At 34.4% G+C, this 26,605-nt stretch carries 21 protein-coding genes; 12 read left to right on the top strand and 9 right to left on the bottom strand.

Annotated features, from left to right (window positions below; translation table 11 throughout):
* Nucleotides 1-222: 222 nt before the first annotated feature.
* Entirely contained in the window at nucleotides 223-3,702 is a 3,480-nt protein-coding gene (locus PL77_RS30970) for an alpha-amylase family glycosyl hydrolase (protein ID WP_052444671.1), read from the top strand.
* A gap of 109 nt (nucleotides 3,703-3,811) precedes the next feature.
* On the opposite strand, the gene PL77_RS23560 is transcribed toward PL77_RS30970, so the two are convergent.
* A complete protein-coding gene (locus tag PL77_RS23560) occupies nucleotides 3,812-4,096 on the bottom strand; it encodes a hypothetical protein (protein ID WP_156152509.1) in 285 nt (94 codons plus the stop codon).
* Between the two features lie 115 nt (nucleotides 4,097-4,211).
* Here PL77_RS23560 and PL77_RS23555 point away from each other — a divergent pair, with 115 nt between their 5' ends.
* From PL77_RS23555 to PL77_RS23540, 4 genes are all read left to right on the top strand, one after another.
* Nucleotides 4,212-5,594 carry an efflux RND transporter periplasmic adaptor subunit gene (locus PL77_RS23555; RefSeq protein WP_044210948.1) on the top strand — a complete coding sequence of 461 codons (1,383 nt, stop codon included), beginning with the start codon at nucleotides 4,212-4,214 and terminating at the stop codon, nucleotides 5,592-5,594.
* Nucleotides 5,595-5,762: 168 nt separating this feature from the next.
* Entirely contained in the window at nucleotides 5,763-6,473 is a 711-nt protein-coding gene (locus PL77_RS23550; protein ID WP_044210947.1) for a lysoplasmalogenase, read from the top strand.
* A 159-nt stretch (nucleotides 6,474-6,632) separates the two neighbouring features.
* Nucleotides 6,633-7,763, top strand: a complete 1,131-nt coding sequence (hemW, locus tag PL77_RS23545) for a radical SAM family heme chaperone HemW (protein WP_044210963.1) — start codon at nucleotides 6,633-6,635, stop codon at nucleotides 7,761-7,763.
* A gap of 139 nt (nucleotides 7,764-7,902) precedes the next feature.
* A complete protein-coding gene (locus tag PL77_RS23540; RefSeq protein WP_044210945.1) occupies nucleotides 7,903-8,502 on the top strand; it encodes a hypothetical protein in 600 nt (199 codons plus the stop codon).
* Nucleotides 8,503-8,601: 99 nt separating this feature from the next.
* Here the strand turns inward: PL77_RS23540 and groL are convergent, their stop codons facing one another.
* Nucleotides 8,602-10,242 (bottom strand): chaperonin GroEL, encoded by a 1,641-nt coding sequence (gene groL, locus PL77_RS23535; protein ID WP_044210944.1) that lies wholly within the window; start codon nucleotides 10,240-10,242, stop codon nucleotides 8,602-8,604.
* Between the two features lie 96 nt (nucleotides 10,243-10,338).
* Nucleotides 10,339-10,617 (bottom strand): co-chaperone GroES, encoded by a 279-nt coding sequence (groES, locus tag PL77_RS23530; protein ID WP_044210941.1) that lies wholly within the window; start codon nucleotides 10,615-10,617, stop codon nucleotides 10,339-10,341.
* 444 nt (nucleotides 10,618-11,061) lie between these two features.
* Between groES and PL77_RS23525 the strand changes: the two genes are divergently transcribed.
* Nucleotides 11,062-12,798, top strand: coding sequence for a SulP family inorganic anion transporter (locus tag PL77_RS23525; RefSeq protein WP_044210939.1), 1,737 nt, complete (start codon nucleotides 11,062-11,064; stop codon nucleotides 12,796-12,798).
* 38 nt (nucleotides 12,799-12,836) lie between these two features.
* Nucleotides 12,837-14,246, top strand: coding sequence for a rhodanese-like domain-containing protein (locus PL77_RS23520; RefSeq protein ID WP_044210937.1), 1,410 nt, complete (start codon nucleotides 12,837-12,839; stop codon nucleotides 14,244-14,246).
* Between the two features lie 74 nt (nucleotides 14,247-14,320).
* Here the strand turns inward: PL77_RS23520 and PL77_RS23515 are convergent, their stop codons facing one another.
* From PL77_RS23515 to PL77_RS23500, 4 genes are all read right to left on the bottom strand, one after another.
* Nucleotides 14,321-15,064 carry a porin family protein gene (locus PL77_RS23515; RefSeq protein WP_044210935.1) on the bottom strand — a complete coding sequence of 248 codons (744 nt, stop codon included), beginning with the start codon at nucleotides 15,062-15,064 and terminating at the stop codon, nucleotides 14,321-14,323.
* A 2-nt stretch (nucleotides 15,065-15,066) separates the two neighbouring features.
* A complete protein-coding gene (locus tag PL77_RS23510) occupies nucleotides 15,067-15,837 on the bottom strand; it encodes a PCMD domain-containing protein (protein WP_044210933.1) in 771 nt (256 codons plus the stop codon).
* A 219-nt stretch (nucleotides 15,838-16,056) separates the two neighbouring features.
* A complete protein-coding gene (locus PL77_RS23505; protein WP_044210932.1) occupies nucleotides 16,057-17,214 on the bottom strand; it encodes a MalY/PatB family protein in 1,158 nt (385 codons plus the stop codon).
* Between the two features lie 94 nt (nucleotides 17,215-17,308).
* Nucleotides 17,309-20,287: a hypothetical protein gene (locus PL77_RS23500; protein ID WP_044210930.1), complete on the bottom strand. Its 2,979-nt coding sequence runs from the start codon at nucleotides 20,285-20,287 to the stop codon at nucleotides 17,309-17,311.
* 567 nt (nucleotides 20,288-20,854) lie between these two features.
* On the opposite strand from PL77_RS23500, the gene PL77_RS23495 reads away from it, so the two are divergent.
* Nucleotides 20,855-21,757: a bestrophin family protein gene (locus PL77_RS23495; protein WP_044210928.1), complete on the top strand. Its 903-nt coding sequence runs from the start codon at nucleotides 20,855-20,857 to the stop codon at nucleotides 21,755-21,757.
* A gap of 78 nt (nucleotides 21,758-21,835) precedes the next feature.
* The gene (gene cysQ / locus PL77_RS23490) at nucleotides 21,836-22,594 is read left to right on the top strand and encodes a 3'(2'),5'-bisphosphate nucleotidase CysQ (RefSeq protein WP_044210927.1); all 759 of its coding nucleotides are present in this window, start codon (nucleotides 21,836-21,838) and stop codon (nucleotides 22,592-22,594) included.
* A 40-nt stretch (nucleotides 22,595-22,634) separates the two neighbouring features.
* Here the strand turns inward: cysQ and PL77_RS23485 are convergent, their stop codons facing one another.
* A complete protein-coding gene (locus PL77_RS23485; protein ID WP_044210925.1) occupies nucleotides 22,635-23,525 on the bottom strand; it encodes a lysophospholipid acyltransferase family protein in 891 nt (296 codons plus the stop codon).
* 234 nt (nucleotides 23,526-23,759) lie between these two features.
* On the opposite strand from PL77_RS23485, the gene PL77_RS23480 reads away from it, so the two are divergent.
* From PL77_RS23480 to PL77_RS23470, 3 genes are all read left to right on the top strand, one after another.
* Nucleotides 23,760-24,656: a Dyp-type peroxidase gene (locus PL77_RS23480; protein ID WP_044210923.1), complete on the top strand. Its 897-nt coding sequence runs from the start codon at nucleotides 23,760-23,762 to the stop codon at nucleotides 24,654-24,656.
* A gap of 124 nt (nucleotides 24,657-24,780) precedes the next feature.
* Nucleotides 24,781-25,044, top strand: a complete 264-nt coding sequence (locus PL77_RS23475; protein ID WP_044210922.1) for a rhodanese-like domain-containing protein — start codon at nucleotides 24,781-24,783, stop codon at nucleotides 25,042-25,044.
* A gap of 107 nt (nucleotides 25,045-25,151) precedes the next feature.
* Complete coding sequence (locus PL77_RS23470; protein ID WP_044210921.1) at nucleotides 25,152-26,027, top strand: MaoC family dehydratase; 876 nt, start codon at nucleotides 25,152-25,154, stop codon at nucleotides 26,025-26,027.
* Nucleotides 26,028-26,052: 25 nt separating this feature from the next.
* Here the strand turns inward: PL77_RS23470 and PL77_RS23465 are convergent.
* On the bottom strand, nucleotides 26,053-26,605 hold a 553-nt coding region (locus PL77_RS23465; RefSeq protein WP_044210920.1), incomplete at its 5' end, for a PP2C family protein-serine/threonine phosphatase.

Here is a 26,605-nt window from a genome sequence, read left to right as displayed (position 1 = left end):
ATCAAAATTTATTTTCATCTTACAACACCAATCATAAAATTTATTTTCAGAGGTTACTTAACTATTTTTAAGTGACCTCTTTTTTTATAAAATAACGCAACCGATTGCGCTACCGTTTTCGAATAATTAACACAAAATCAATTGTTTATATGTTTGAAAATATTTAGTGTTATTCATACCTTTAACATAGAATATGAAAATGAAATCTTTTTAAACTACATTATGAGAAGACTTTTACAAAAAGCTGCTTGGCTTGCTTATGTGCTTATGGCTATTCCTTTTTGGGCCAATGCGCAAGTCACAACTAATCCAGAGAAATCAACTGTTTTAACTGAAAATGTTGTTATCACAATAGATGTCTCAGGAACACCTGTGGCTGGTAATGATGATCTATACCTTTGGGCATGGAGTGACGGTGTTGGAGATTTTGCAACCAACGGTACTTGGGGTGCCTCTTCCGATGGTGCTAAACTTAAAAAGGAATCAGACAACGTATTCTCGTTTACTTTCCCTATAACAATGGGAGAGAATACTTATAACAATATCGCTGAAATTTTAGGTGCTGCAGACAGCCCAACTTCTATCAAGTCTGTGGGTGGTTTGGTAAAAACAATTGACGGTAGCGCTAAAACAAATGATTTATCAATTCCAATTGAAGATCTTGCTGTATCGGTTACTGTAGTAAAACCTTTAGAAACAGATTTATTCGTTGAAGGTGATAAAGTTGAAATCGAAGCGACTTCTCCTGCAACTTCACAATTGGTTATCAAAGTCAATGACACTGAAGTAGCATCTGTTGAGGGAACTTCAATCACACATACAATTCAAAGTGCTCCGGCAGGAGATTTGAAAATTGAAATTTCTGCATCTTCAGGAGGATTAACAGACGCGCAAACATTAAATTTTGTAGTAGGTAAAACAGTAGAAAAAGCTGATAGACCTGCATATGCTACTTTGTTAGGTCCTAACTATAATGGATCAGAAGTGACATTAGTCTTACAAGACCCAGCCCAAAAGAAGAATTTTGTGAATGTAATTGGTAGTTTCAATGACTGGAGTGATTTGTCGGCTTACCCAATGAAGTTAGACGAAGAAGCGGAGGAGAACTACTGGTGGTACACATTTACAGACTTAGATCCTGATGCTGAATATATCTATCAATATTTAATTGATGGTACTGTAAAAATTGCAGATCCATATACTGAAAAAGTATCAGATCCTTATGATGATAAATACATCAATCAAGATTATGAAAGATATCCGAATCTAATTGCTTACCCTGAAGGTAAAACAGACAAAAGAGCGTCAGTTTTACAAATCAACCAACCTACTTATGATTGGAAGAACACTGACTTTACAGCTGCACCTTTAGCAGAAGCAGTAGTTTATGAATTGCATATCAGAGATTTTGTAGCAAATGATACGTATGAAGAGGCAATTCAAAAATTAGATTACATCAAGGATTTAGGTGCAAATACAATTCACCTAATGCCAGTAAACGAGTTTGAAGGCAATGATTCTTGGGGTTATAATCCTAACTTCTACTTTGCTCCTGATAAATATTATGGACCAAAAACAAAGTTGATGGAATTCATTGACGAAGCACACGGTAGAGGTATTGCGGTGATTATTGACTTGGTATTGAATCACTCTTTCCATTCATCTCCAATGATCAGAATGTACAATACTGATGGTGAGTTTGGTGATCCTTCTGCTGATAACCCATGGTTCAATGAAGAATCTAACTTTGAAAATGAAGGCTTACAATGGGGTGCAGATTTCGATCATGAAAGCAAGTACACTCAAGCATTAGTGGATAGTGTAAATGCACACTGGATGAAATATTATCATGTAGATGGTTTCAGATTTGACTTTACAAAAGGCTTTAGTAATAACATTAAAGGAGAGGATGACTTCTGGGGAAGTAAAAAAGATACTGATAGAATACGCTTACTAACAAGAATGAAAGATGAGATTCTTGCTAGAAATGCTAATGCGTATGTAGTGTTTGAGCACCTTTCTGATAATGAAGAGGAAGTAGAATTGGCAAATGCAGGTATTTCATTATGGGGTAACATTAACCATGACTTCAGAGACATTGTAAAAGGCGGAAACAAAAATATTTCTTGGCAATCACCAAGAGAAAGAGGAATGCCAATTCACGGTGTGATGTCTTATATGGAATCACATGATGAGGAACGTTTGATTTTCGATTCAGAAAACTATGGATCAAGATACCAAACATATGACTTAAAAGTGCTTCAAAATGGTATTGACAGAGAGAAATTAGCTGCTGCATTCTTCTTCATGGTACCTGGTCCAAAAATGATCTGGCAATATGGTGAAGTAGGTTACAATGTATCGATCAATCAAGTAGAATATCAAGGTGAAATTGATGGAGGTAATAGAACAGCAAGAAAACCTTTGATCTCAGAATTCGATACTGAAAATGATGCAATTCGTCAACAATTGTATGATACTTATGCCGCTTTATTGAAACTAAGACATGATGAAAACTTAGGTGCTCTAGCAGATGCGGATTATACTTATAATCTATCTGATGAAGTGAAAACAATCGCTTTAAATGGAGCAGATGCAAAAGTAAGAATCATTGGTAACTTCACGTTACAAGCATTAGAGGAACACACTTATGACTTTAGTGCTGACGGTGACACTTGGTATAGCTATTTTGAAAATGGTAAAGAGTATGCAGGTAGTGGAGCAATCACTTTAAACCCTTCAGAATTTATTGTTTTAGTAAATAAAGCAGTAGAATACCCAGCAGATGGATTGGTTACTGGATTCGTTCCAATGGTGGAAGTAACTCCATATGGCTTCGTTGAAGAAGATGAAATCAAGGTGTATTTTAACCCAGCTCGTAGCGATCAAGAATTTGGTACAACAATTTCAATGACAGCGGGATTAATTTTGGATGAGTACGGTTCAGGAAATATCACGAATGAGAAATCAATGAATATGGTGAAAGAGGGTGATAAGTATGTTGCTTCTTTCGTTCCTAAAGATTTCTTTGAATTAGGTGATGAAGCAAAACCTTATGAATTATCATTGAAATTTGACGATGCAAATTCTGATGCTTCAGAGGGACCAGTATTTGTTGACTTCGTTGAAAATAATAAGAAATTATATATTGTAGGTGATGTTTTAGGTATTGAATGGAATCCAGCTAATGCCATTGAAATGTTATCTGATGGAGAAGGAGGATTCTATTTAGAGGATGCCGCTCTTACAAAAGGACAGATCTTCAAGTTCATTGACCAAAAAGATTGGAACGGTGGACAATGGGGACACGAAAGTGATGGTAAATTAAAAGTCGCTAAAGGTGAAGGAGGAGACATTGAGGTACCTGAGACAGGTACTTTCACTGTGAAGGCCAATATTGATGAATTAACGTATTCAATTGAGCCTGATGAACCTACAGCGATTGAAGATGATGAATTATCAAATTCAGTTTCTGTTTACCCTAACCCAACATCTTCTGAAATAAGTATTTTCGGAGATAGTCTGGTAGGCGACGTAACTTATCAATTAAGAGACAATACGGGTAGAGTTGTGTTATCGGGTCAAGTGAGAATTTCTAATTTCGCAATGACCTTAGATTTATCGGAAGTCTCAGCAGGAATTTACTTTGTGGATATCAACACTTCAAAAGGAAGAGTGGTGAAGAAAGTAATTAGAAAGTAGACTTCGTGAGAAGTTGTACTGTTGAGCAAATAAAAAAGAGAAGCTTTGTGATGAAGCTTCTCTTTTTTTGTGATTGAAAGTTTTTAATCCTAAAATAATAACCAACTGATTAGCAAACTAAATTATCCTCAAGTTCTCTGTCAGAATCGAATAATGTTCCAAGACTACCTCTTAAGAATTTGATATAAAAGTCTTCAGAGTCATTTTCTAACGGAATTCTTACAATGGAGGTTTCTTTAGTACTTTGTTCAATAGTAATGGATAATTGATAGGTATTTAAGTAATCAATCCAAGCAGAATTTATTTTTATTATTTTACCCGAAGGATAGTCTTTATTGTTAAAACGAATCCATTTTCCGAGCATCAGATCAAATAAACTACGATAAATAGACATAATGGTAAAAGTTATACTATTATAACGTAGTACTTTTGAAAGTATTCTATTAATTTACTTTTTTAAATTCAAATAGATCAAAATTAACAAATCTGTCGAAAACTTTTAGAGCAATATGGCTAAGAAGCGCAAACAATCGAATACTAAAATTTATATTGGCCTCGGAATAGCAGTCATTATCATCGGAATAGTAGGATATTTTTACAACAAAAATAAAGAAGTTGTTACCAAAGTTGAATTTGCGGTAGCCACAAAAGGAAAAATTACCGAAAAAGTATCTGCTTCAGGCAGGGTACAACCGATCAATGAAGTAAACCTTTCTTCTGAGGTTTCTGGCGAAATTAGAGAGCTGTATGTTCAAGAAGGTGATTCCGTAAACACCAAACAATTACTTGCACAAATTAGACCTGATAACTTTCAGTCGGCCTTAGATCAAGCAAGAGCATCCTTAAACGCTCAAAAAGCACAGTTGGCGAGATCAAGAGCTGATGAAGCCCAAAATGAAGCAAGATTGCATCAAGCAGAATTGACTTTTAAAAGAAATGAGAACCTATGGAAAGATAAGGTGATTTCTGATCAAGACTATGAAAATAGTAAAGCAGATTATGAAATTGCCCAAGCGAACTTGAAAGCTGCAAAAGAAAGTGTAAGAGCTTCAGAATATACCGTGAAAAGTGCAGTAGCACAGGTAGATGATGCGAAAGAAAGTTTGATGTTGACAAAGATTTTTGCACCAATGTCTGGTGTTGTTTCCAAGTTATCCGTTGAAAAAGGTGAAATGGTTGTAGGTGCGCGTCAAATGTCAGCTACGGAGTTGATGCGTATTGCAAACCTTGCTGAAATGGAAACTAGAGTAGATGTAAACGAAAATGATATCATTCGTATTCATGAAGGTGATACCGCTATTATTGATGTTGATGCTTACTCTTATCAAGATCTTAAATTTAAAGGTATAGTAACAGCTATTGCCAACTCAGCAAATGAAACAACAAGTACAGATGTTGTGACTGAGTTTGAGGTGAAAATCAGAATACTACCTTCTTCATATTCAAATTTGTTGGCAGAGAACAAAAGCTCTGAATCGCCATTTAGACCAGGGATGACGGCAAGTGTTGATATTATTACTCAAACGAAAAAGGATATTTGGATTGTTCCATTAACAGCTGTAACCACAAGAAAGAGGTTTGAATTGGAAAAAAATGAAGAAGCTAATGCTGAAAAAGAGAAAGAGGAGGGAGAGGTAAAAATCGCTAAAGATGCGAAAGATAATGAATTGGAAGAAGTTGTATTTGTTTACAATAAAGAATCTCAAAAAGTAGAAGCAAGAATCGTCAAAACAGGAGTTAGTGATTTTGAAAATATCGAAATTGTTGATGGTATTTATGAAGGAGATGTTGTGGTAAGAGGTCCTTTTAGAGTCGTTTCGGAAACACTTTCCAATGGAGATAAAGTGGAGGCAATGAGTGACGAAGAGGCAAACAAGAAGCCTTGGGAATAATAATCGTTAAAATTTAGATCTAACACTGACTTTGTATATTGTTCTTTAAGGATAATATACAAAGTCTTTTTATTTTAGTTCGATGCAATATGTAATCTACAGACGTAGTTTTAAAAGCAGTTGAATAAGTGATTACAGAAATAAAGGATATAGAAAAGAAAGTTTAGAATGTCAGAATCATCAAAAGCAGTAAAAGAACCATTAAACAGATCACAGAAAAATGTATTTTGGTTATTATTTATAAGTATTTCATTACTCAATCTATATGGTAATTATATCGATAGTGATATTCTTATTATTTATTCAAAACCCTTTATCATACCTTTTATTGCAATTTATTTTTCCACTACTTGGCAGGAAAAGTCTGAAAATTCAATTATCTATAAAAGTATGATGATTGGTTTTTTCTTTGCTTGGTTAGGCGATTTATATATGATGTTCAATGAAGACCAAGACATTATGATGATTGCCTTATTCTGCTTTTTAGTGAGTCATTTATTGTATATCATTGCTTTATTTTTTTCTAGTGTGAAGGGAAATTATAAATGGCTGTTTATTGTTACACTCCCTTTACTATTCGTTGGTGGGTATTTAGGAAATCAGATAGGTGGAAATAATGAAGTGATGGCTTTGCCAATCATTATGTATAGTATTGTCATTTCTGTCATGTTTTCTTTTACGGTTATAAGAATGATCAGAAAGAAAAACATATGGGGGGCGTTAACCTGTTTGGGTGGCTTATTATTTATAGGATCTGATATGATGATTGGCTATAAGAATTTTCAGTCTGTAGATATTTCTGAAGTATATATAATGCTGACTTATATTTTGGCACAAGTCTGTATCACAAGAGGAATGTCAGTAGAAGGCGAGCAATAAAAAAAAGAAACACCCTTAATAAAAGGTGTTTCTAAACAATATTATCGTCAAATGAATAGAGTGTGTATATATAATTTCTTTACATATTTTGTATTCTTATATATAGACAATCAAAGTTGGAGCATAGACAAAAAAAATCAAATATTTTTAAAAAAAATTGTGAGCGGGATTTATTTACATATTCCTTTTTGTAAACAAGCATGTCATTATTGCGATTTTCACTTCAGTACATCTTTGAAAACCAAAGATTTAGTGTTGGATTCCATGTTGAAGGAAATCGAGATGCAAAAGGGTTTTCTTTCTGAAAAAATTCAAACAATTTATTTTGGAGGCGGCACGCCATCCATCTTATCTACGCAAGAATTAGGAAATTTACTAGAAGGAATCAACAAAAACTTTACTATTGATAGTGAAAACCTAGAGTTGACACTAGAGGCAAATCCAGATGATTTGACAACCTCAAAATTAAAAGAACTGGCATCGCTAGGGGTGAATCGATTGAGTATTGGCCTCCAATCGTTTCATGAACCTCATTTGAAAATGATGAATAGAGCTCATAACGCTGAAGAAAGTAAGCAGTGTGTCAAAATGGCTCAAGATGCAGGCTTTTCAAACCTTACTATAGATCTGATTTATGGAATACCTGCTTCCGATCATTCGATTTGGGAAAACGATCTAGCGACAGCTTTAGAATTAAATGTGCCTCATATCTCTTCTTACTGTTTAACCGTTGAACCTAAAACGGCTTTGGGCCAATGGTCAAAAACAGGGAAATTTAAGCCTGCTGAAGATGAGTTTGCAGCAGAACAGTTTGAATACTTGGTTCAAACCTTAAGAAGAAAAGGGTATGAACAATATGAGATTTCAAATTTTGCTAAGGAAGGGTTTTATTCTAAACATAATAGTTCGTATTGGCAGGGTAAACCTTATTTAGGAATAGGTCCTGGAGCTCATTCCTTTGATGGTCATAAGCGAAGGCAATACAATGTTTCTAATAATCCAAAATATTATAAATCTATTCTTAACCATCATAAACTAGATTGTGAAGTAGAACATCTCACTAGGGAAGATGGTATCAACGAGTATCTTCTGACAACACTCAGAACTAGTTGGGGGTGTGATACAGAGCATTTGAAAAATATATATCAATTCGATCTTAAAGAAGAGAAAAAGAAAGAATTAGAAAAAATGAATGATGCAGGATGGCTCGTTTGGAAAGAGAATAAGCTCATTTTATCTTCATCCGGGAAATTATTCGCTGATCAGATCGCTAGTGATTTATTCCTATAAGTTCTATTTTCTGTTCAATAATGTTTATAAATAAGGGGCAATTCGTCGCGATTTAGCTGGTAACTCTTTCATTTTGTAGTGAATAATGTTATTTTTAATATATTCTTAACCCCTACAACATGATTAATAATTCCAAAATATGAATGAAGAGCTACTTAATTTTTATGAAAACTGTAAACTTGGGGTAGCAGTTTATAAACGTTTGAGTAAAAATAATTACGAATTTGTGTATTACAACCCATCAGGTAAAATGATGGATGGCGTGGAAGGATTGGATGTGATTGGAAAAAAAATACACGATATCTTCCCGAATGTTTTTGAATTTGGACTTATAGAAATTCTTGAAGAAGTTTACAAAACCGGAGTCCCCTCTGAAATGCCAATAAAAGGTTATGTCGTGGATAATGAGACGACTTTGTACAGAACCAATAGAGTTCAAAAGCTCTCTTGTGGTTTAATCGTTTCCATTTATTCAGATGAATCAAAACTGTTTTCCTATATCAATAAAATTGAAAATGAAAACGCTGTTTTAACACGCGCTTTAGATTATACATCTCATAATTTAAGAGGTGATTTATCGACCTCATTAGGTGTATTTGAGCTTTTTGAAACCGTTGATGTGTCCCCAGCAGAAAAAAATACTTTATTAAAAGTAGTAAAAGATAACCTTGAAAAAATTGATGTGAAAATCCACCGTTTAGTTCGGCTATTATCAAAAGGTATTTCAGTTAAAAATTAAAATCGAATGTACATCGTGTACATTTATAGAAACACAAAAAAGAGTTTGCCTCAAAATAATGAAGCAAACTCTTTTTATATATAACTACTTGATGAATTCTTACATCATACCTGGCATACCACCACCCATTGGAGGCATAGCAGGAGCGGCAGCAGCACCACCTTCTTCCTTCTCATTAGAAACTACACAATCCGTAGTCAATAACAATGAAGCAACAGAAGCAGCGTGCTCTAAAGCTAAACGAGTTACTTTAGTTGGGTCGATTACACCAGCCTCAACTAAGTCTTGGTACTCTTCAGTACGAGCGTTGAAACCGAAGTTACCTTCACCTTCTAAGATTTTGTTTACGATAACTGAAGCTTCTAACCCAGCGTTTCCTAAGATCGTTCTTAAAGGAGATTGGATAGCAGTTTTGATGATTTGAACACCGATAGCTTCATCAGGGTGAGCAGTTTCAACTGCGTCAAGAACAGCAGAAGCACGTAATAAAGCAGTACCACCACCAACGATGATTCCTTCTTCAACTGCCGCACGTGTAGCTGCCAAAGCATCATCCACACGGTCTTTCTTCTCTTTCATTTCAGTTTCAGTCGCAGCACCGATGTAGATAATTGCTACACCACCTGCTAACTTCGCTAAACGCTCTTGTAATTTCTCTTTGTCGTAATCTGAAGTAGTGTTTTCGATTTGAACACGGATCTCAGCAACACGAGCAGCAACAGCTTCAGCAGAACCAGCACCATTTACAACAACAGTATTGTCTTTGTCGATGATTACTTTCTCAGCAGTACCAAGCATGTCGATAGTCGCATCTTCTAGCTTCATACCCGTCTCGTCAGAGATTACAGTACCACCAGTTAAGATAGCGATGTCTTGTAACATTGCCTTACGACGGTCACCAAAACCTGGAGCTTTAACAGCTGCAACTTTTAATGCACCACGGATTTTGTTGACTACCAAAGTAGCTAAAGCTTCAGAATCAACATCCTCAGCGATGATTACTAATGGCTTACCAGTTTGAGCAACAGCTTCTAAAACAGGAAGTAATTCTTTCATTGTAGAAACCTTCTTGTCATAGATTAAGATATATGGAGTCTCCATATCCGCTTCCATTTTCTCTGTGTTAGTCACAAAGTATGGAGATAAGTAACCGCGGTCAAATTGCATACCTTCCACTGTTTTTACTTCAGTTTCAGTACCTTTTGCTTCTTCAACAGTGATTACACCATCTTTACCTACTTTTTCCATTGCTTCAGCGATCATTTTACCGATCTCAGCATCGTTGTTGGCAGAAATAGTGGCTACTTGCTCAACTTCTTTGTTTGTTTCAACAGTCTTAGAAACGTTCTTTAATTCACCAACGATAGCTTTAACCGCTTTGTCGATACCACGTTTCAAGTCCATTGGGTTCGCTCCAGCTACAACGTTTTTGATACCTGTAGTGAAGATCGCTTGTGTCAATACAGTAGCAGTAGTAGTACCGTCACCTGCTTCGTCAGCAGTTTTAGAAGCTACTTCTTTTACTAATTGAGCACCCATATTTTCGATTGGCTCTGCTAATTCGATTTCTTTAGCAACTGATACACCATCTTTAGTTACGTGAGGTGATCCAAATGATTTTTCTAAAATTACGTTACGTCCTTTTGGTCCTAAAGTAACTTTTACAGCGTTCGCTAATGCGTCAACACCTTTCTTTAATCCTTCGATTGCTTCAGTATCGAAATGAAGATTTTTTGCCATGATATTTTTTATATTTTTTAGAGAACAATAAATTCTCTGTTGAAATTATGTTTATTAAATAATGAAGGGAAATTCCTTCAAGATGTATTATTTCAATTATACGATTGCTAAAATGTCAGCCTCACGCATGATTAAATAATCACTTCCGTCTACGTTTAATTCAGTTCCCGAGTACTTACCATAAATGACAGTGTCACCAACTTTTACAGTTAAAGGCTCATCTTTAGTACCATTACCAACCGCTACAACAGTACCTCTTTGAGGCTTTTCCTTCGCATTGTCAGGAATAAAAAGACCTGATGCTGTTTGAGTTTCTGCAGCTGCAGGCTCAATTAAAACTCTATCTGCTAGGGGTTTAATGTTTACTTGTGACATTTTTTATTTATCTGTTTTTGTAATTTTTATTATTCTAAAAAGTCTTGAAGAATAAAGATCTTCATTGCCTTTTTTGCATGAAGTGTGCCAATGTAAAATATGCCTAAGAAATGTCAGTTTTACTGACAAAGCGGCAGATAGGTGTGTATATATTTAGAATTATGACTGCGTAAGTTAGTTGGATTATTTGAATTTAATTGTCATCAAAATACATTTTATTAAATATATATTAGTCTTTTATGCATGATGTTCCAAAATAATATTCAGTTCATGAACACCCTACTATCATTATTTAATTTCGTCATTAATTTTAGCATTAATACTGTACTACGTGTTTCAATTGTATAGTTGAAATAAAAAGGAGTAATAATAAATTTTATGTGACGATTGTTACATTAACTATCATTTTCTTTTTCCACATTTGCATCAGATAATAACACTCAAATGCAAAAACACTTTACGATAGCACCTTGGCTCAAACATTATAAGAAGTCATATCTTTCCGGAGATTTATTTGCAGGACTGACGGTTGGCATTATGTTGATCCCACAAGGGATGGCCTATGCTAGTTTAGCTGGAATGCCTGCGGTTTATGGATTGTATGCGGCCATGGTTCCTCAATTTATTTATGCTCTACTAGGTACATCAAGACATGTTTCTGTAGGGCCGGTAGCCATTGACTCTATGTTGATCGCAGCAACGGTTTTTTCCATAGCGTCAGTCTCTTCAGACAATTACATTGAGGCAGTACTGTTGCTTACTTTAATGATTGGATTGTTTCAAGTGTTTTTTGGGTTGATCCGATTAGGGTTCTTGGTGAATTTCATGAGTAAGCCTGTGATTAGCGGTTTTACATCGGCGGCAGCCTTTATCATTGGTATTGATCAATTAAAAAATCTATTTGGAGTTGAATTGACCGCTAGAGGAACGGCTTTAGAAGTTTTATGGGCAACAGTTCAGCAATTTGATGCTTTTAATGTGCAATCCATTTTAATTGGTATTTCGGGCTTGTTTATTATTCATTTCACTAAGAAATGGTTAAAAAAGGTTCCGGGTTCATTAGTGGTGGTATTATTTGGTTTGGGTATAATGTATTTTTTCCATTTGGAAGTGAAAGTTTTGGGTAGTATACCTAGTGGTTTACCGGTATTGAAAATTCCTAACTTTAAGCTGGATCTTATACTACAATTATTGCCTGCATCGGCTATTATTGGATTGATCGCTTATATGGAATCTATTTCTGTTTCAAAAGCACTTCAACTCAAGCATAAAAATGAATATAAAATCAAAAATAACAGAGAGTTTATTGCTTTGGGTTTAAGTGATATCATAGGTTCATTTTTAGGTGCTTTTCATACCACTGGAGGTTTCAGTAGGTCAGCCGTGAATGAACAATCAGGTGCAATAACTAATTTAGCAAATATAATTAGTGGCGTTATTTTACTGTTTACACTATTATTTTTAACGCCCTATTTTGAAGAATTGCCCTTGGCTATCATAGGAGCAATTATCTTGGTGGCAGTGTATGGGTTAATTGATACAGAATACCCAAGGTTATTATGGAAAACAAAGAGGGAAGATTTCTATATGTTAACCATTACATTTCTGGTAACCTTGTTTTTTGGAATTCAAATAGGTATTCTTTCAGGAATGATCTTATCCTTGTTATTGTTAGTAAGACGTACAGCCATGCCTCATATCGCTGTTTTAGGGAAGCTGAAGGGGTGTAATGAATATAGAAATACAAATCGTTTTAGTGATGTTGAGGTACGTGACGATGTTTTGATCATTCGTCAGGATGCTCAAATGTACTACGCAAATTGTAATCACTTTTATGAATTTGTGTTGCAAGAGGTCGAAAAAAAGAAAGATACTTTAGAAGTGGTTGTCCTTCATTTCGGAAGTGTGTCTAATATCGATTCTACGGCGTTGTCTGTATTAGAGGATTTAATTCTCGAATTACAACAAATGAAGATTAAAACATATTTCTCTGATATGATTGGACCTGTACGAGATTTCTTAAATCGGGTAGGGTTTATCAAAAATTTAGGGAAAAATCATTTTTTCTTAGATGTTCAAAATGCGATTGATTTTTTTGATCAGAAAGGTAATCAACAAGAAATAACGCTTAACTTTGAAAGAGCGATTCAATCCAACGAATTTGAAGAAAGAAAAATATAAACATCATACTGATTTTAAACATATAAACTTATTATATCATGAAAATTGAACAAATCTATACTGGCTGTTTGGCTCAAGGTGCTTACTATATTGAGTCAAAAGGTGAGGCTGCAATTGTGGATCCATTAAGAGAAACAAAGCCCTATACTGAAAAAGCAGACAAAGAAGGCACTAAAATTAAATACATTTTTGAGACCCACTTTCATGCAGATTTTGTTTCTGGTCATGTTTCTTTAGCAGAAAAAACGGGTGCTACAATAGTTTTTGGCCCCACTGCTCAAACAACTTATGATGCCCATATTGCTTCAGACAATGAGGAGTTTAAAATAGGAGATATTACTATTAAAGTTTTACATACGCCTGGGCACACGCAAGAATCGACTACATTTTTAGTCATTGATGAAGAGGGGAAAGATTATGCTATCTTTTCAGGAGATACACTTTTTATTGGTGATGTTGGTAGACCTGATTTGGCAGTGAAATCAGATTTGTCTCAAGAAGATTTAGCAGGGATGCTCTTTGATTCTTTGAGAAATAAAATCATGCCTTTAAATGATGATGTGATTGTCTATCCAGCACACGGAGCGGGTTCTGCTTGTGGGAAAAACATGAGTAAGGAAACTTTTGATGCTTTAGGAAATCAAAAGAAAACCAACTACGCATTGAGAAGTGATATGTCTAAAGAAGAGTTTATCAAAGAAGTGACAGATGGATTAACAACTCCTCCACAATATTTCCCTCAGAATGTAAAAATGAATAAAGAGGGATATGAAAATATTGATACTATTCTTGAGAAAGGAACAGTGGCTTTAAATCCTCAATTATTTGAGGAAGTTGTAAATGCAGAAGGTGCTTTGGTTTTAGACACAAGAGACCCTCAAGTTTTTAAAGATGCTTTTATTCCAAATGCTATCAATATTGGAGTAAATGGAGGCTTTGCTCCATGGGTTGGTGCCTTAATTTTAGACTTAAAACAGCCAATCGTTATTGTTGCAGATGAAGGCAAGGAAGAAGAGGTGATCACTCGATTATCAAGAGTGGGTTATGACAATACTTTGGGGTATTTAGAAGGTGGAATAGCAGCTTGGAAAAATGCTGGTAAAGAAGTGGATGAGATTGTTTCTATTTCAGCCGAGGAGTTAAAAAATAAGCTTTCTACAGATATTACGGTAATTGATGCTCGTAAGGATGGTGAGTATAAATCGGAACATATTGATAGTGATAAAGTAGTACATAAACCACTTGATTTTATCAATACAGAATGGTCTGATTTAGACAGGTCGCAAACGTACCATATCCATTGTGCGGGTGGTTATAGGTCTATGATTGCCTCGTCAATTTTGAAATCGAGAGGATTTGAAAATATCATAGATGTCAAAGGAGGTTTTAAAGCTATCAAGGAAGCAGGAATTAAGACGACGGAACTTGTCTGTCCTTCTACTTTATAAAATTAAAAGAATGAAAGAATTAAAGCTCGATCCTTTTACGAATAGGATCGAGCTTTATTATTTTATGACTAATTTTAATACAATCTATAGGTTGCTCCAATTTTGCCATATAAGTTAAACAAATTGGGATCAACAGTTTCATACCCGAACGGGAAAATGCCATTGAATCCCCATGATATTTGGAGGTCAATTGTAAACTTGTTGATTTCTTTCTGTGCTCCAAATTGTGCACCCCAATCAAAATTAACAAGGTCATTACTATAATCATAAGGGGTGTCTCTTCCAACTTCGGCACTCATGCCTGTATCGTCTGTTAAAATACTACCTTGTAGTACTTTCCCATCGAAGGATCCATTCATCATATAAGCTAAGTAAATTCCTGCAATGCCATACCAACCATTATCTTTTTTACTGAGTGGTAATCGGAATTGAATAGGTAATTCAATATAATGAAGATCTATTTCTGTATAAACTTCTCCAGTGACAGACCCTTCATTGTTATCACCGAATTTGAAGTAGCGGTCGGTGACATTAGCCGTTGTATTATTCCCTTTTCGAGTATAGAGTAATTCTATTCTTAGTGATTGTCTAGGGTTCCCTAATTTGTAATCTCCGTAGATACCTATAGTAGGATTGAAGCTTGTATTCCACTCAAAACGGTCAGGCATATCTTGGAAATAAAATGGTGCAGATGCTCCTAAGTTAAATCCAATTCTTGCTCCTACATTCCATTTTTGATCGGTATTTTGAGTTTCTTGACTATAGGACAAGAAAGGGGTTATTACTAGGGTTATTAAAGCAAAAAGAAAGTTTTTCATAGTTAATATTCAATTGAAATTTCATCCACATACATCACACTCCCAACTGCACCTCTAAAAAAGTCACCAGCACTACTTGAAGTAAATACAATGATAACATGAGTTGGAGTTGCAGTAGCATCAGCCCATCCCGTTTCGTCTTCTCTAAGTCTAAAGCCAGGCTCAGGGTTTTGAATTTCTCCGTATTGCACGGTTAATTTCTTTTCAGTCCAATCTGTTACAATATCACTATTCTGCATCGCAGCAGTACCGACTCTTTCTATTTTATCACCTTCTCTTTTTTGGAGATACATATAGGCTAGGCAAGAATCAGTTCCTACAATGGTAGTTCCTGTAGTATTAACGTATTGCTCATACAAGTCGCCTGGAGTGTATTTGTAATGAAATGACATACTTTTGGGTCTCTTTGTGTATGGAACACCAAGAATTGCACTTTTTGCGGGGTCAGCTGAATTGTATTCAAATGCTCCAGTGTAAAAAGTAGAGGCGGCGATTCCTGTAAAAATGACTTTTGCAGTTTCTAGTTTTGCTGCACTTCCTTTCACTACATCAGTTTTTTCTTCTGTAGCATTGAATACACCTACAATGGAAGTTCCGGCATTAGATGTTTCCCATCCACTAGGATTGAAATAAGAGCCTTTATCTTCCCAAGTATCTAATGTCAGATTATCCTCAAAGTAAGGTTCAACTGTTGCCGGAGTATCATCATCGCTACAAGAAAATAGAAGCATTGTAATGAAAAAAAATGGTAATGAGTGATTGAAGATCTTCATTCTTAAACTAGTTTTAAAAAGTTTTTATATCAGAAAAATTTATTCGGAAATAGTGTTTTAGGAAGGAAACGATTAGACAGGAGTAAACTAATTCAAGTCGTAACTCAATATAAATTTTCTCCATGTCGCTTCAATATCTTCTCTGAAAACTTCGTTTCACATTATTTTTAAGAGAGTACTAATATAATTTACTATAAAAATAATGAATTTTACGCCTTCTTAAAGAGAATTTGTAATTCTATTGATTGCTTCTTCAAGAATTGGGAAGGGTGTTGCGGTGTTCAATCGCATAAACCCAGTGCCATCTACTCCAAATTGCCTTCCATCTTGAACACCAACTTTACATTTTTTATAGAAAAATTCTTTAAGTAAAGTACCACTTGGTTCTAATGTTTTACAGTTTAACCATAGGAGGTAGGTCGCATCAGGATGCATTACATTGATGGGAGAGTGATTGAGTTTTTCTTTTACATACGAAATGTTTTGTTCAATATGTTGAAGAAGCCCTTGATACCATTGTTCTCCTTGAGTGTATGCAGCGATCATAGATTCAGTGGCAAAAGTTCCTCCAAAGTCAAAGTGTAAATGTTGCACTAATCGAAGGTATCTCGCTTTTAATTTTTCATTTTTAAAAATGAGATAAGCACAATTTAAGCCTGCCAAGTTAAACGTTTTAGAAGGAGCCATACAAGTAATTACTCTCTGCTCTGCAATATCAGAAATAGAGGCAAAAGGAATATGTTTATTTCCCCAAAGGGTAAGATCAGCATGAATTTCATCAGAAATGATGTTGACATCATATTTTTCACATAAATCTAATAATTGGCTCAATTCTGCTTTGTTCCACATTCTACCTGAGGGATTGTGTGGATTACAGAAAACGATCAACTTTAGACCATTTTTCATTGCATCTTCCACTTCATCAAAATCAATGAAATATCGGTTGTCTTTATTTTGCAATGAAAAAGTAATGAGTTCCCTCTCATTCTTTTGCACATTTTCGTAGAAAGGTGGATAAACAGGAGTGAAAATTCCTACTTTATCATTGACCTCAGAGAAGGCTTGGACTAGGAAGCCAAGTGCAGGTACAATTCCGGGTGCAAATACAAATTCATTTCTTGCAATGTCCCATTGATGTCTTTTCTTGATCCAATTTTGTGCAGATTCCCAAAAAACATCCGTTTGCATAGTATACCCGTAGATAGGATGACTGACTCTTTTTTGTAATGCTTCTACAATTTCAGGTGCTACAGCCAAGTCCATATCTGCCACCCAAAGTGGTATTATATCTTCAGTACCAAATAACTGTTTTTTCAAACCGTATTTAACAGTATAGGTACTTTCTCTATCGTATATTTTATTAAAATCGTAATTCATGTATTCCTATTTAAATTGAATTACAAAAACTACAAAAAAATAAGGGAATCACAATTATGTAATTCCCTTTTTGTGTTTGCAAGCTTAAATTAAACTACTGACAATCTGAACAATCTTTTTTAACGATCAAGTTATCAATTCCAAAATCATTTCCACCAGCACCGTTATTGTCGGTCCTTATTGAAATAGTCGCGGACCCTGTAAAGTTAGAAGTCCAACACTTCTCAAAAGTAGTCCAAGCATTGGTCGCACTTCCACTTACATCTGGTACTAGATGAGGGTAGTCCACTCCATCTATTGTCACAATCAAATTGATGTCTGAATCATTACTGATATTAATGTCTCCTAAATCAACAGACAGTGTATATCGTGCACCACTTTCCACCATTACATTGGTACTTAAAGCGGCAGGGTTTGATGAACTAATAGACCCATTGACAATCATTGCTGTTGATGTGTTTTCAAAAGTGGTGAAATAAAAATGATTAAAACTAGGATCATCTGTTATGATATATTTTCCTTGAGGAATCAACGAATTTGAAGTATTGGAAGCCAACGCATATTCTGATGTAAAAGGAGCATCATTGTTATCTTCAAAATTAATTTTCAACACTTCAAGACATGGACTGGCACGCTGCCATACAGGAGGTGTACAACTAAATGATATATTGTCAATGGCAAAATCATTTCCGAGCCATTTATCACTTATTTCAGCAATACCAATAGTCACTATACCACTTGCTGGGGCGGTAAACTCAAGGTACATCTGTTGCCAATAGTCTCCTTCTACAAGGTTTAGAGGTTGATCTAATGAAACCCTATTGGCATTATTGAATCCAATATTGTAATCAATATACATATCTAAAAGTGGATCATTAAGGTCGCCCCATTGGATGACATTCAATACTTCAGCGGAGAAGTAATAAGTTTCTCCTGCCAATACTGGAATATAATCTTTGAAGAATGTTCTGGAATCATCGGCGTTGCCTGGTTGATTATGAGAATTTCTATTAGAATTGTCATTTTGTGCAGCATTTACTACCATGACGTTATCTCCAAAGTCTTTATTCATAAAACTATGGTGTACACTTTTGGGATTATTAGTGAAAGTAACAAGACCTTCTTCGTTATGTTGATCTAGTCGGTCGGCATAGTTATACCCTCTTAGGTATCTACTGACAAAGGCATTTTTATCTACTATATTATCAAAGTTACCAGCTCCATAATCTTCACAATAATTAGAAAAAGCAGAAACAAAATTGATATCAAAACAATCACTTTCCTCACTTTCGTGATCTACTATTTTAACCCATTGAATTACATCTCCGTAGTTTAGACCGTTTGTATTTTCTGCAATATGAGCTAGAGGGAAAATGTTATTTGTTAACCTTGCTGTACCTATTTCTATCCATTGTCCCATGTTGCTACTACTATTTGTATCTCCAATCCAACTGTCATTGATGTATCTTGGTTGTTTTCCATCAGAAGCTACCCAAACGTATACTTTCGCTCTTTCGGAGTAAGAATTCCATGCTCTTTGAATTGCTGAGTTGTCCTCATAATATACACCTTGATTGTCTTTTTTATAATATTCGTAATCAGGACTTCTTCCCCAGGTGGTTTCAACGACTTGTATATAAGTTGAGTTTGTGACTACAGTAGGAGCTCGGAATTTCATAATAGCATACCCTCCGTTTCCTCCAAGTGAAGTAAACAATTTTGGTCTTTCTCTTAGGTCTGCAATGTCAGCGTTTGCTGAATTTTTTCTTTGGTCTTTACTGACGTCAGGCATATCATCAGGTGTGACATCATAAGAATAATTAGGTCGGTAGAGTTTCATTTCCGCCAAGTTCCAATACTCATGAAACCAAGCATCGTCATTTGCACCACCAGGGTTACGAATTACTCTATCAGTAACCAAACCATCTGTGCCACTTTCACCCTCCAAATCAAAAACTTGAGTACATGCCATATCACCCGCTGATGTCTTAGTGAAGTTTTTCCCCTTGTCAATGGTCTCTTGTGTGAAAGTAATGCTAGGAGAAGCAATTATATCACCATCAAGCGAGTAGATTTTAAATGCATTTCTCCCAGCAGTGGAAACTATAACATGATTATCACCCATTAATGCCGCTCCTGTTACTTTTCTATCGATATTGAACAGGTATTCCCCATTTACTTTGGGTTTGCCATTTGTTCCCATACCAATTTTTACTTTTATAGCGGCTCCACCATACGCACGAGTAAATGTGATTAAATGTTCTTCTTCGAAACCTCCAGTTTCAACACTACTTTGTGTGAAGGTAATATCTCCTCCCTTAAACTTTAATTTTGAATTTGGATTAAAAGAAGTAGAAACCTGATCGTTGCTGAAATAATCATTGGTAAGTTGATCATCATCGTCATCCTCATCTTCAGCAATTACCATATCATTTGCAGCAACTCTTAGATAGTTTTTTGTTGTTAGGTATTCCATTGTTGAGCCCTGGAGTGATGCAAAATCCCACCATTCTCGGATATCCGAATTAAAAGAAACTGCCTTTAGTTTGCCATTTGATAAACTCCTTGTAGGAACCACTTCATAGAAACCACCAGCAATAAATAACCTTCCTTTCCTGTCAAAATCAACTTGTGTAATCCCAACTTTTTTGTCAGTTCTCACTACACCTTTCCCATTTGCTTTCCTAAGTTTGAAACTTTTTTCAGCACCGCTTTCTGGTTGATAGAAGAATATTTTTCCTTCATTAATTCCTTTTTTATTTTTTCCGTTATTAACGATAACGAGTGTTTCGCCATCTGGAGAAACCGTCATATGTGAATGACCATTAAATGTTTTGAGGTGGTTTAGAAGAGTAGAAGAACCAAGTCCTTGAAAATCGTATTTTACTTCGTAGAGGTCTGAATACCCGTTTTTATTGTTTAAAAGATATACCTTTTGACTAAATGGCATTCTTATATTTGATTTTTGATCAGTTGTATTTTTGGGTGTAACAACCTGCTCGTTGATTTTGGTTTGACAAGCAAATCCAATTAGCAACAAGGTGAGTAAACCTAGTTTTACTAGTTTATACATGATGTTTTCAGTTAAAAGAGAAATTATAGTTTAAAAGCACAATTGGGTTTGTTCAGAATAGAACCTTGCTATTGTTTTAAATTTACTTTTGAAAGTAATTTGTTGAAACCTTAAAACAGAAAACAAGCTTCATTGTTGGACATTTAATAAAATAGATAAAACAAGCCCATTCAAGTACAGTAAAGAAATAATTTAGAGTGAATTAATATTTATGGAAATTATAACAATAGAAATAAAATAGTTCTGTCATTATGCAAAATAATAAATTTTGAGTTGTTATTTAAATCCTTGATTATCATGTAATAATACATTTCGTGAATGGTGTGATATAGTTTTAGTTAGCTGTAATTCGAAATGATTTGTGAATTGTAAAAAATAGTTCTTTGGTGTAAGAATATTGATTGAAAAAAAGAATTTGTTGAATTATTTAGTTTAAACAATAAAAAACTTCCATTCATTACATGAGAAGATATTTTTCTTTATTTTTTTTGAGTGTATTGTTCTAAATTAAAATCATAGTTTAAAAACATACCAATACTTTTTCATTAAGAATTACATTTAAATTAAATGGTAACAAGACTGTATATCCCTTGGAATAGGTTAGTTAGTGATTTGTGGTTTTCAGCCTTAATTATCACCATTTACATGCTATTTCTCTCAATTTTAGATGATGAGCACCTATTAAACAACTTAAGCTTGCCTTTAGGTATTATCACTGTACCTGGTACAGCTATTTCATTATTATTAGCTTTTAGAACCAATTCATCCTATCAGAGATGGTGGGAGGCGAGAATGGTTTGGGGAGCCATTGTCAACGACAGTAGATCGTGGGTACGTCAATTAATGACTTTTGTAAAAACCGATCCTAAGACAAAAGATGTAGTAATTGAAATGGCTTTTCGACAGGCCGCATGGTGTTATTCATTGGCAAGACACCTTAGAAAACAAGATACATTAAAAGATATTGGAAGTTTAGTTCCTAAAGATGAATTACCTAAGTTGATGAAGAGTAAAAATGTTCCAAATTCTTTATTATTTACACAAGGTAAAATGTTGAGAGATCTCTATAATGAGGGTTACATTGACACATATCAACTTGTTCAACTAGATGAGACTCTATCAAAATTAACGGACTCGATGGGTAAGTGTGAACGTATTAAAAATACGGTTTTTCCGTCTATGTATACATTGTTATTGGAAATATTAATTTACTTATTCATATTTTCAGTTCCTTATGGTTTAGTGGAGACGAACGGATTAGTTTTATTGGTAACGAGTCTTACATTAGCCTTAGCATTTTTAGTTATCGAAAGGATTGCAACTTATCTGCAAGACCCTTTTGAAGATAAATCCTCTGATACCCCAATGCTTACTCTTTCAAGAACTATTGAAATAAATATCAAAGATGAATTAGGCAATATTCCTTTACCTGATGCATTAAAACCTACTCGTCCACACGTTTTGATGTAAAATATTTTTTTTCTATCCATTGTTAGCTCTATTTTTGATGTCTAATATTCCGAAAATAAATTAAACGAAACACTTACAATGGATTTAGAAAAAATCTCTGGAGAAATAATTCAGATTGCTGTTGACGCAGGGCATGCGATTTTAGAAATTTATAAGCAAGAGGATTTAGGTGTAGAAGTGAAATCAGATAACTCACCTCTAACACTTGCGGATAAAGCCTCTCATGAAGTAATCATGAAGGGATTATCGAACTATGACTTCCCTATTTTGTCGGAAGAAGGTAAGGAAATGTCTTACGACGAAAGAAAAGATTGGGAAACATACTGGTGTGTAGATCCATTGGATGGAACAAAAGAGTTCATCAACAGAAACGGAGAATTTACTGTAAACATTGCATTAATTTCAAATAAAAAACCAGTATTAGGTGTAATCTATGTTCCTGTTAAAGATGTCATTTATGTTGGTATTGATGGAGTAGGAGCTAAGAAAGGTGAAAAAGGTATTCTTGACCCAATCAAAGTGGAATGGAAAGCAGGAAACCGTGTTGCGGTAAGATCGAAATCTCATGCTAACCCCGCTGAAGAGGAAATTCTAGAAAAATACCAAGTAACTGATGCAATGTCAGTGGGTAGTTCTTTAAAATTCTGTATGGTTGCTGAAGGAAAGGCAGACCTTTATTATAGACATGGACCTACTATGGAATGGGATACGGCTGCAGGTCAAGCAGTAGTTGAAGCTGCAGGAGGTACTGTTTATGTAGGTAATACTGAAGAAGAAATTTTCAGGTATAATAAAGAAAACTTACTAAACGGTAGTTTTCTGGTGCTAGGTAAATAATAAAAAAACTCCTTGAATTATTAAATTCAAGGAGTTTTTTTTAAGCAACAGAGGAAGTTATGATTTCTTCTTCAGGCTTTCTATCTCTTTTCCATCTTTTATGTGTCCATAACCAATATTGAGGATTGTTGATAATATCCTTTTCCAATATTCGGTTATGTTTTACCGTAATTTCACCGTGAGGTTCTAGTAGAGGATTCTCAGTGACCACTTCAAAATTAACGACATAATAACCTCTTTTCGGTTTAGTTATTCTTGTATAAATAACAACCATATCATTTTCCTTGGCATATTTTTCTGGTCCAAAAAAGCAAGCGGTCTCTTGGTTTAAGAAATGAGTCCAAATGACATTTTTACTGAAAGTAGGAGATTGGTCAGCACCGAAAATTAAGCTGAAAGGTTCATCATGCTTTTTGTTGATGAACTCTTTTGCAAAATCTTTCTGAATCATCTGTAAACCAAACTGACTTCTTGATTTAGTAATTCTACTATTAAAAAATGGGTTACTTAATTTCGAGAATAAGCAACTCACTTGTCTTCCAACCCAACCCGTTGATGTGGTAGCGGCATATTCGTAATTATTATAATGACCACCTACAATGCACAAGTTCCTGTCTTTATATTTTTCTAATAAATCTAGGTCTTTGTAAACACATCTCTCAAATATTTCATCCTTTTTAATATTGAAGACTTTAAAGCTTTCGCATATTATATCACATAGGTGTTTGTAAAATTCACTTTCTATGTGTTTTAGTTCTTCAATTGATTTATCGGGGAAAGAATTCTTTAAATTTTCACGAACCACAGATGTACGATATCTAAGTATTTTATAGAGTATAAAATAAAGTACATCTGAAAAAACATAAAGTACCCTAAAAGGCAGCAATGTGATAGGTAAAATGAAAATTGTATATAATAATTTAGTCAACATGTGATGTTTAAAAATGTATAATAGATATTGTTGCAATATTGCAATATAACAAAAAAAAATATCACTATTTTGTAATAGAATGCTTTGTTAAACAATTGATTAAGTGAATTAATAAAATTTATGACAATTTTTAAGAAGCTTAGTTTTTTTGCTAATAATTATCACCATAAAAAGACAAACTGAGCCCTTATCTTTAACAAAATATATTATATCATTTAATTTAATCACACCGAAATGCCTAATTATCAAGAAGGTATATTTACTGATAATGCGAATTGCTTTAATGTATCTGAGTACAAATTAGTTGAAAAAGACCTTACTAAAATCAGAAAAGCAATTCATATCATATTAAATCGTAATGTTGAGAACATCTATGTTGTAGTTTCATTCGGAAAGGAATTATGGTCAATGTTATCAGACGTTGTTTTAGATAATTTCAATGACTTCAAGACATTAGATGGAAAGAATGGTTATCAGATGCCATCAACACAAGCAGATCTTTATTTTAGAGTATTAGGTTCTGATCAATCGGCAGTTTTGGATACTACTCTAGTAATTGAGGAAACATTGAAAGGTATTTTTGATGTAGTGCTTTCCGAAAATGGTTTTGTGTATAAAGATCATAGAGACTTAACAGGTTTTGTCGATGGTTCTGCAAATCCAAAGGAAGAAAAGAAATACCTCGCCGCTCTTATTCCGGCAAATGAAATTGGAGCTAACGGTAGTTTTGTTTTTCATCAAAAATGGGTACATAATCTAGAAAAATTTAATCACTTACCTGTAGAAGTACAAGAAAAAATCATTGGGCGAACAAAACAGGAAAGTATCGAGTTAGAGGGTGATGATATGCCAGAAAACTCCCATGTTTCCAGAACAGATGCAAAACATAACGGTGTTGCGATGAAAATTTGGCGTAGGTCTTTTCCATATGGCTCTGCATTAGAAAAAGGATTGTTTTTCATTGCATACACATGTGATCCTTTTAGGGTGGATATTCAATTAGAAAGAATGCTTGGAAATACTGAGGATAAAGTTTCTGATAGAATTATGGAATTTTCTACTGCTGTTTCTGGAGGATATTCTTTTGCTCCTTCTATAGAAGATTTAGAAAAGGCATTAACAGTTCACTAAACCTTTCAATACATCTTTTGTTTTGGACATTGAACTTTTGTCAATGTGATATTTGTTACAGTTGTGTTATTTATCACCTATTATATTTGTATAAGTAAATGTTGAGAATAAATAATAAAACACTATGAATATTAACGAATTAAGAGCTGAAGGTGCAAAAATATTGGATGTAAGATCCAAAGAAGAATTTGATGCGGGTCACATTGATGGCTCAATAAATATTTCTGTAAATGAGATACAATCAAGAATAGATGAAGTGAAGAAATTAGGCTCACCTCTTATTGTATGTTGTTTATCAGGAGGAAGAGCAGGGGTAGCTAAAGCCCTAATCGAGGCCGCTGGAGTTAAGGAAGTATATAATGCAGGCGGTTGGGAAAGTCTTTTATAGGTTTTAAAAGATATCTTTTGATTGCATTCTTATTCTATTAATTTTGAACACATATTTGAGGTGTATATAAAACATCTTGAATATGTGTTTTTTATTTAAATTATCAGATGAAAGTTTCCAAAAAATATCTTTTACAACAAGGTCCAATGCTTTATGTAGTAGGAAGAACATTTGTTCAAACTATGTTTCCCTTCCTTAAAAAAACATCGGGTAATTTTACAGGCCTACAGACTAAAAGAGTGTCACCTCCCTCAAAAAGTTTACAAGAAGTCTATAAAAAATGGGCAGGTGCTGAAGAAGAGAGGTATAATGGTTTACCTCCTCATATGTTATCGCAATTTGGACTTTCATTTGGCTTGAATGTTCTGAATCAATTAAAATATCCTCTAGCTAAAATTATTAATCAAGGGGTAGAGATCAGAAGTCACCATATTTTATCGGGAGTTCATGATATTGATTTAAAAACTGAAATCGTTAGTGTAGAGGAAGAGAATGGTAGAGCTAAAGTACGTCAGAAAATGATGATTTTTGAAAAGGATGTACTATGCATTGAAGTAACACTATTTGTTTCTTTTATTATTGGTAAAAAACAGAAAACGGGTGCTAGAAAGTCAGAGGAAGAAAATTTGACCTATAGATCAATAGGTAAATGGTCAGTTCAAAAAAATGCTGGTTTTGAGTTCGGAATTTTAACCGGTGACTTGAACCCCTTACATTGGGTAGATTTCATTGCAAAAGCCACTCCTTTCAAAAGTACAATCCTACACGGTTTTGGGATGTACGCTAAAGTATATGAGATGATTCAAAATAGTTTAGACGTAAATCTGAAAGTAATGGGCGTAAAATTTATCAGACCGGTGAAGTTACCAAGTACTGACCTTGAGGTGAGAGTATCGAATGAAAAAAATAAGAATGGAGACTTTTTATTAGAACTCTTGGACCAGGAAGGAAATAAGTTAATGGTAGGGTCCTATAATTATTAATCATAAAACCCTACTATGTTTACCACTATGCTATTTCAAGGCCTGTAATAATAATATCATCAATTTGTTGCTCGTCTTTCATCCAATCTGACAGAAAATCCTCCAATAGACTCTGATGTTGGAAAAGAGGTTTTGATTGAATAGTATTAAGGAACCGGATCAGATTTTTAGAACCTAATTTTTTATTTCTAGGTCCTCCAAATTGATCTGTTACGCCATCCGAGAAGAAATAATAACGATCACCAGATTTTCTTTCATACTCTTTGTTTGTGAATACTTTATGCTCTACAGAACAATCACCAACAGTATAACGATCTCCTTTTACTACTTCTAGTTCTCCATAATCAGAACTTCTAAAGTACATTCTTTTAGCACTTGAAATGCTTATTGTTTTACTTTGAATATCCTCACAGAAAATAGTCATGTCAATACTGTCTCGATTGCTATTCTCATCATTTTGTTTGAGAAGTGTGATGATTGCTTCATCGATCTTTGTATTGAGAATTTTAGGATTGACAATATTTTGCTCTACCACAAAACGGTCCAATAATGTAATGGCAATGAGTGTCATAAAAGCG

The organism is Flammeovirga sp. OC4 (assembly GCF_000812565.1).
Classification (GTDB): domain Bacteria; phylum Bacteroidota; class Bacteroidia; order Cytophagales; family Flammeovirgaceae; genus Flammeovirga.
This window is presented reverse-complemented; position numbering and strand designations above follow the sequence as displayed.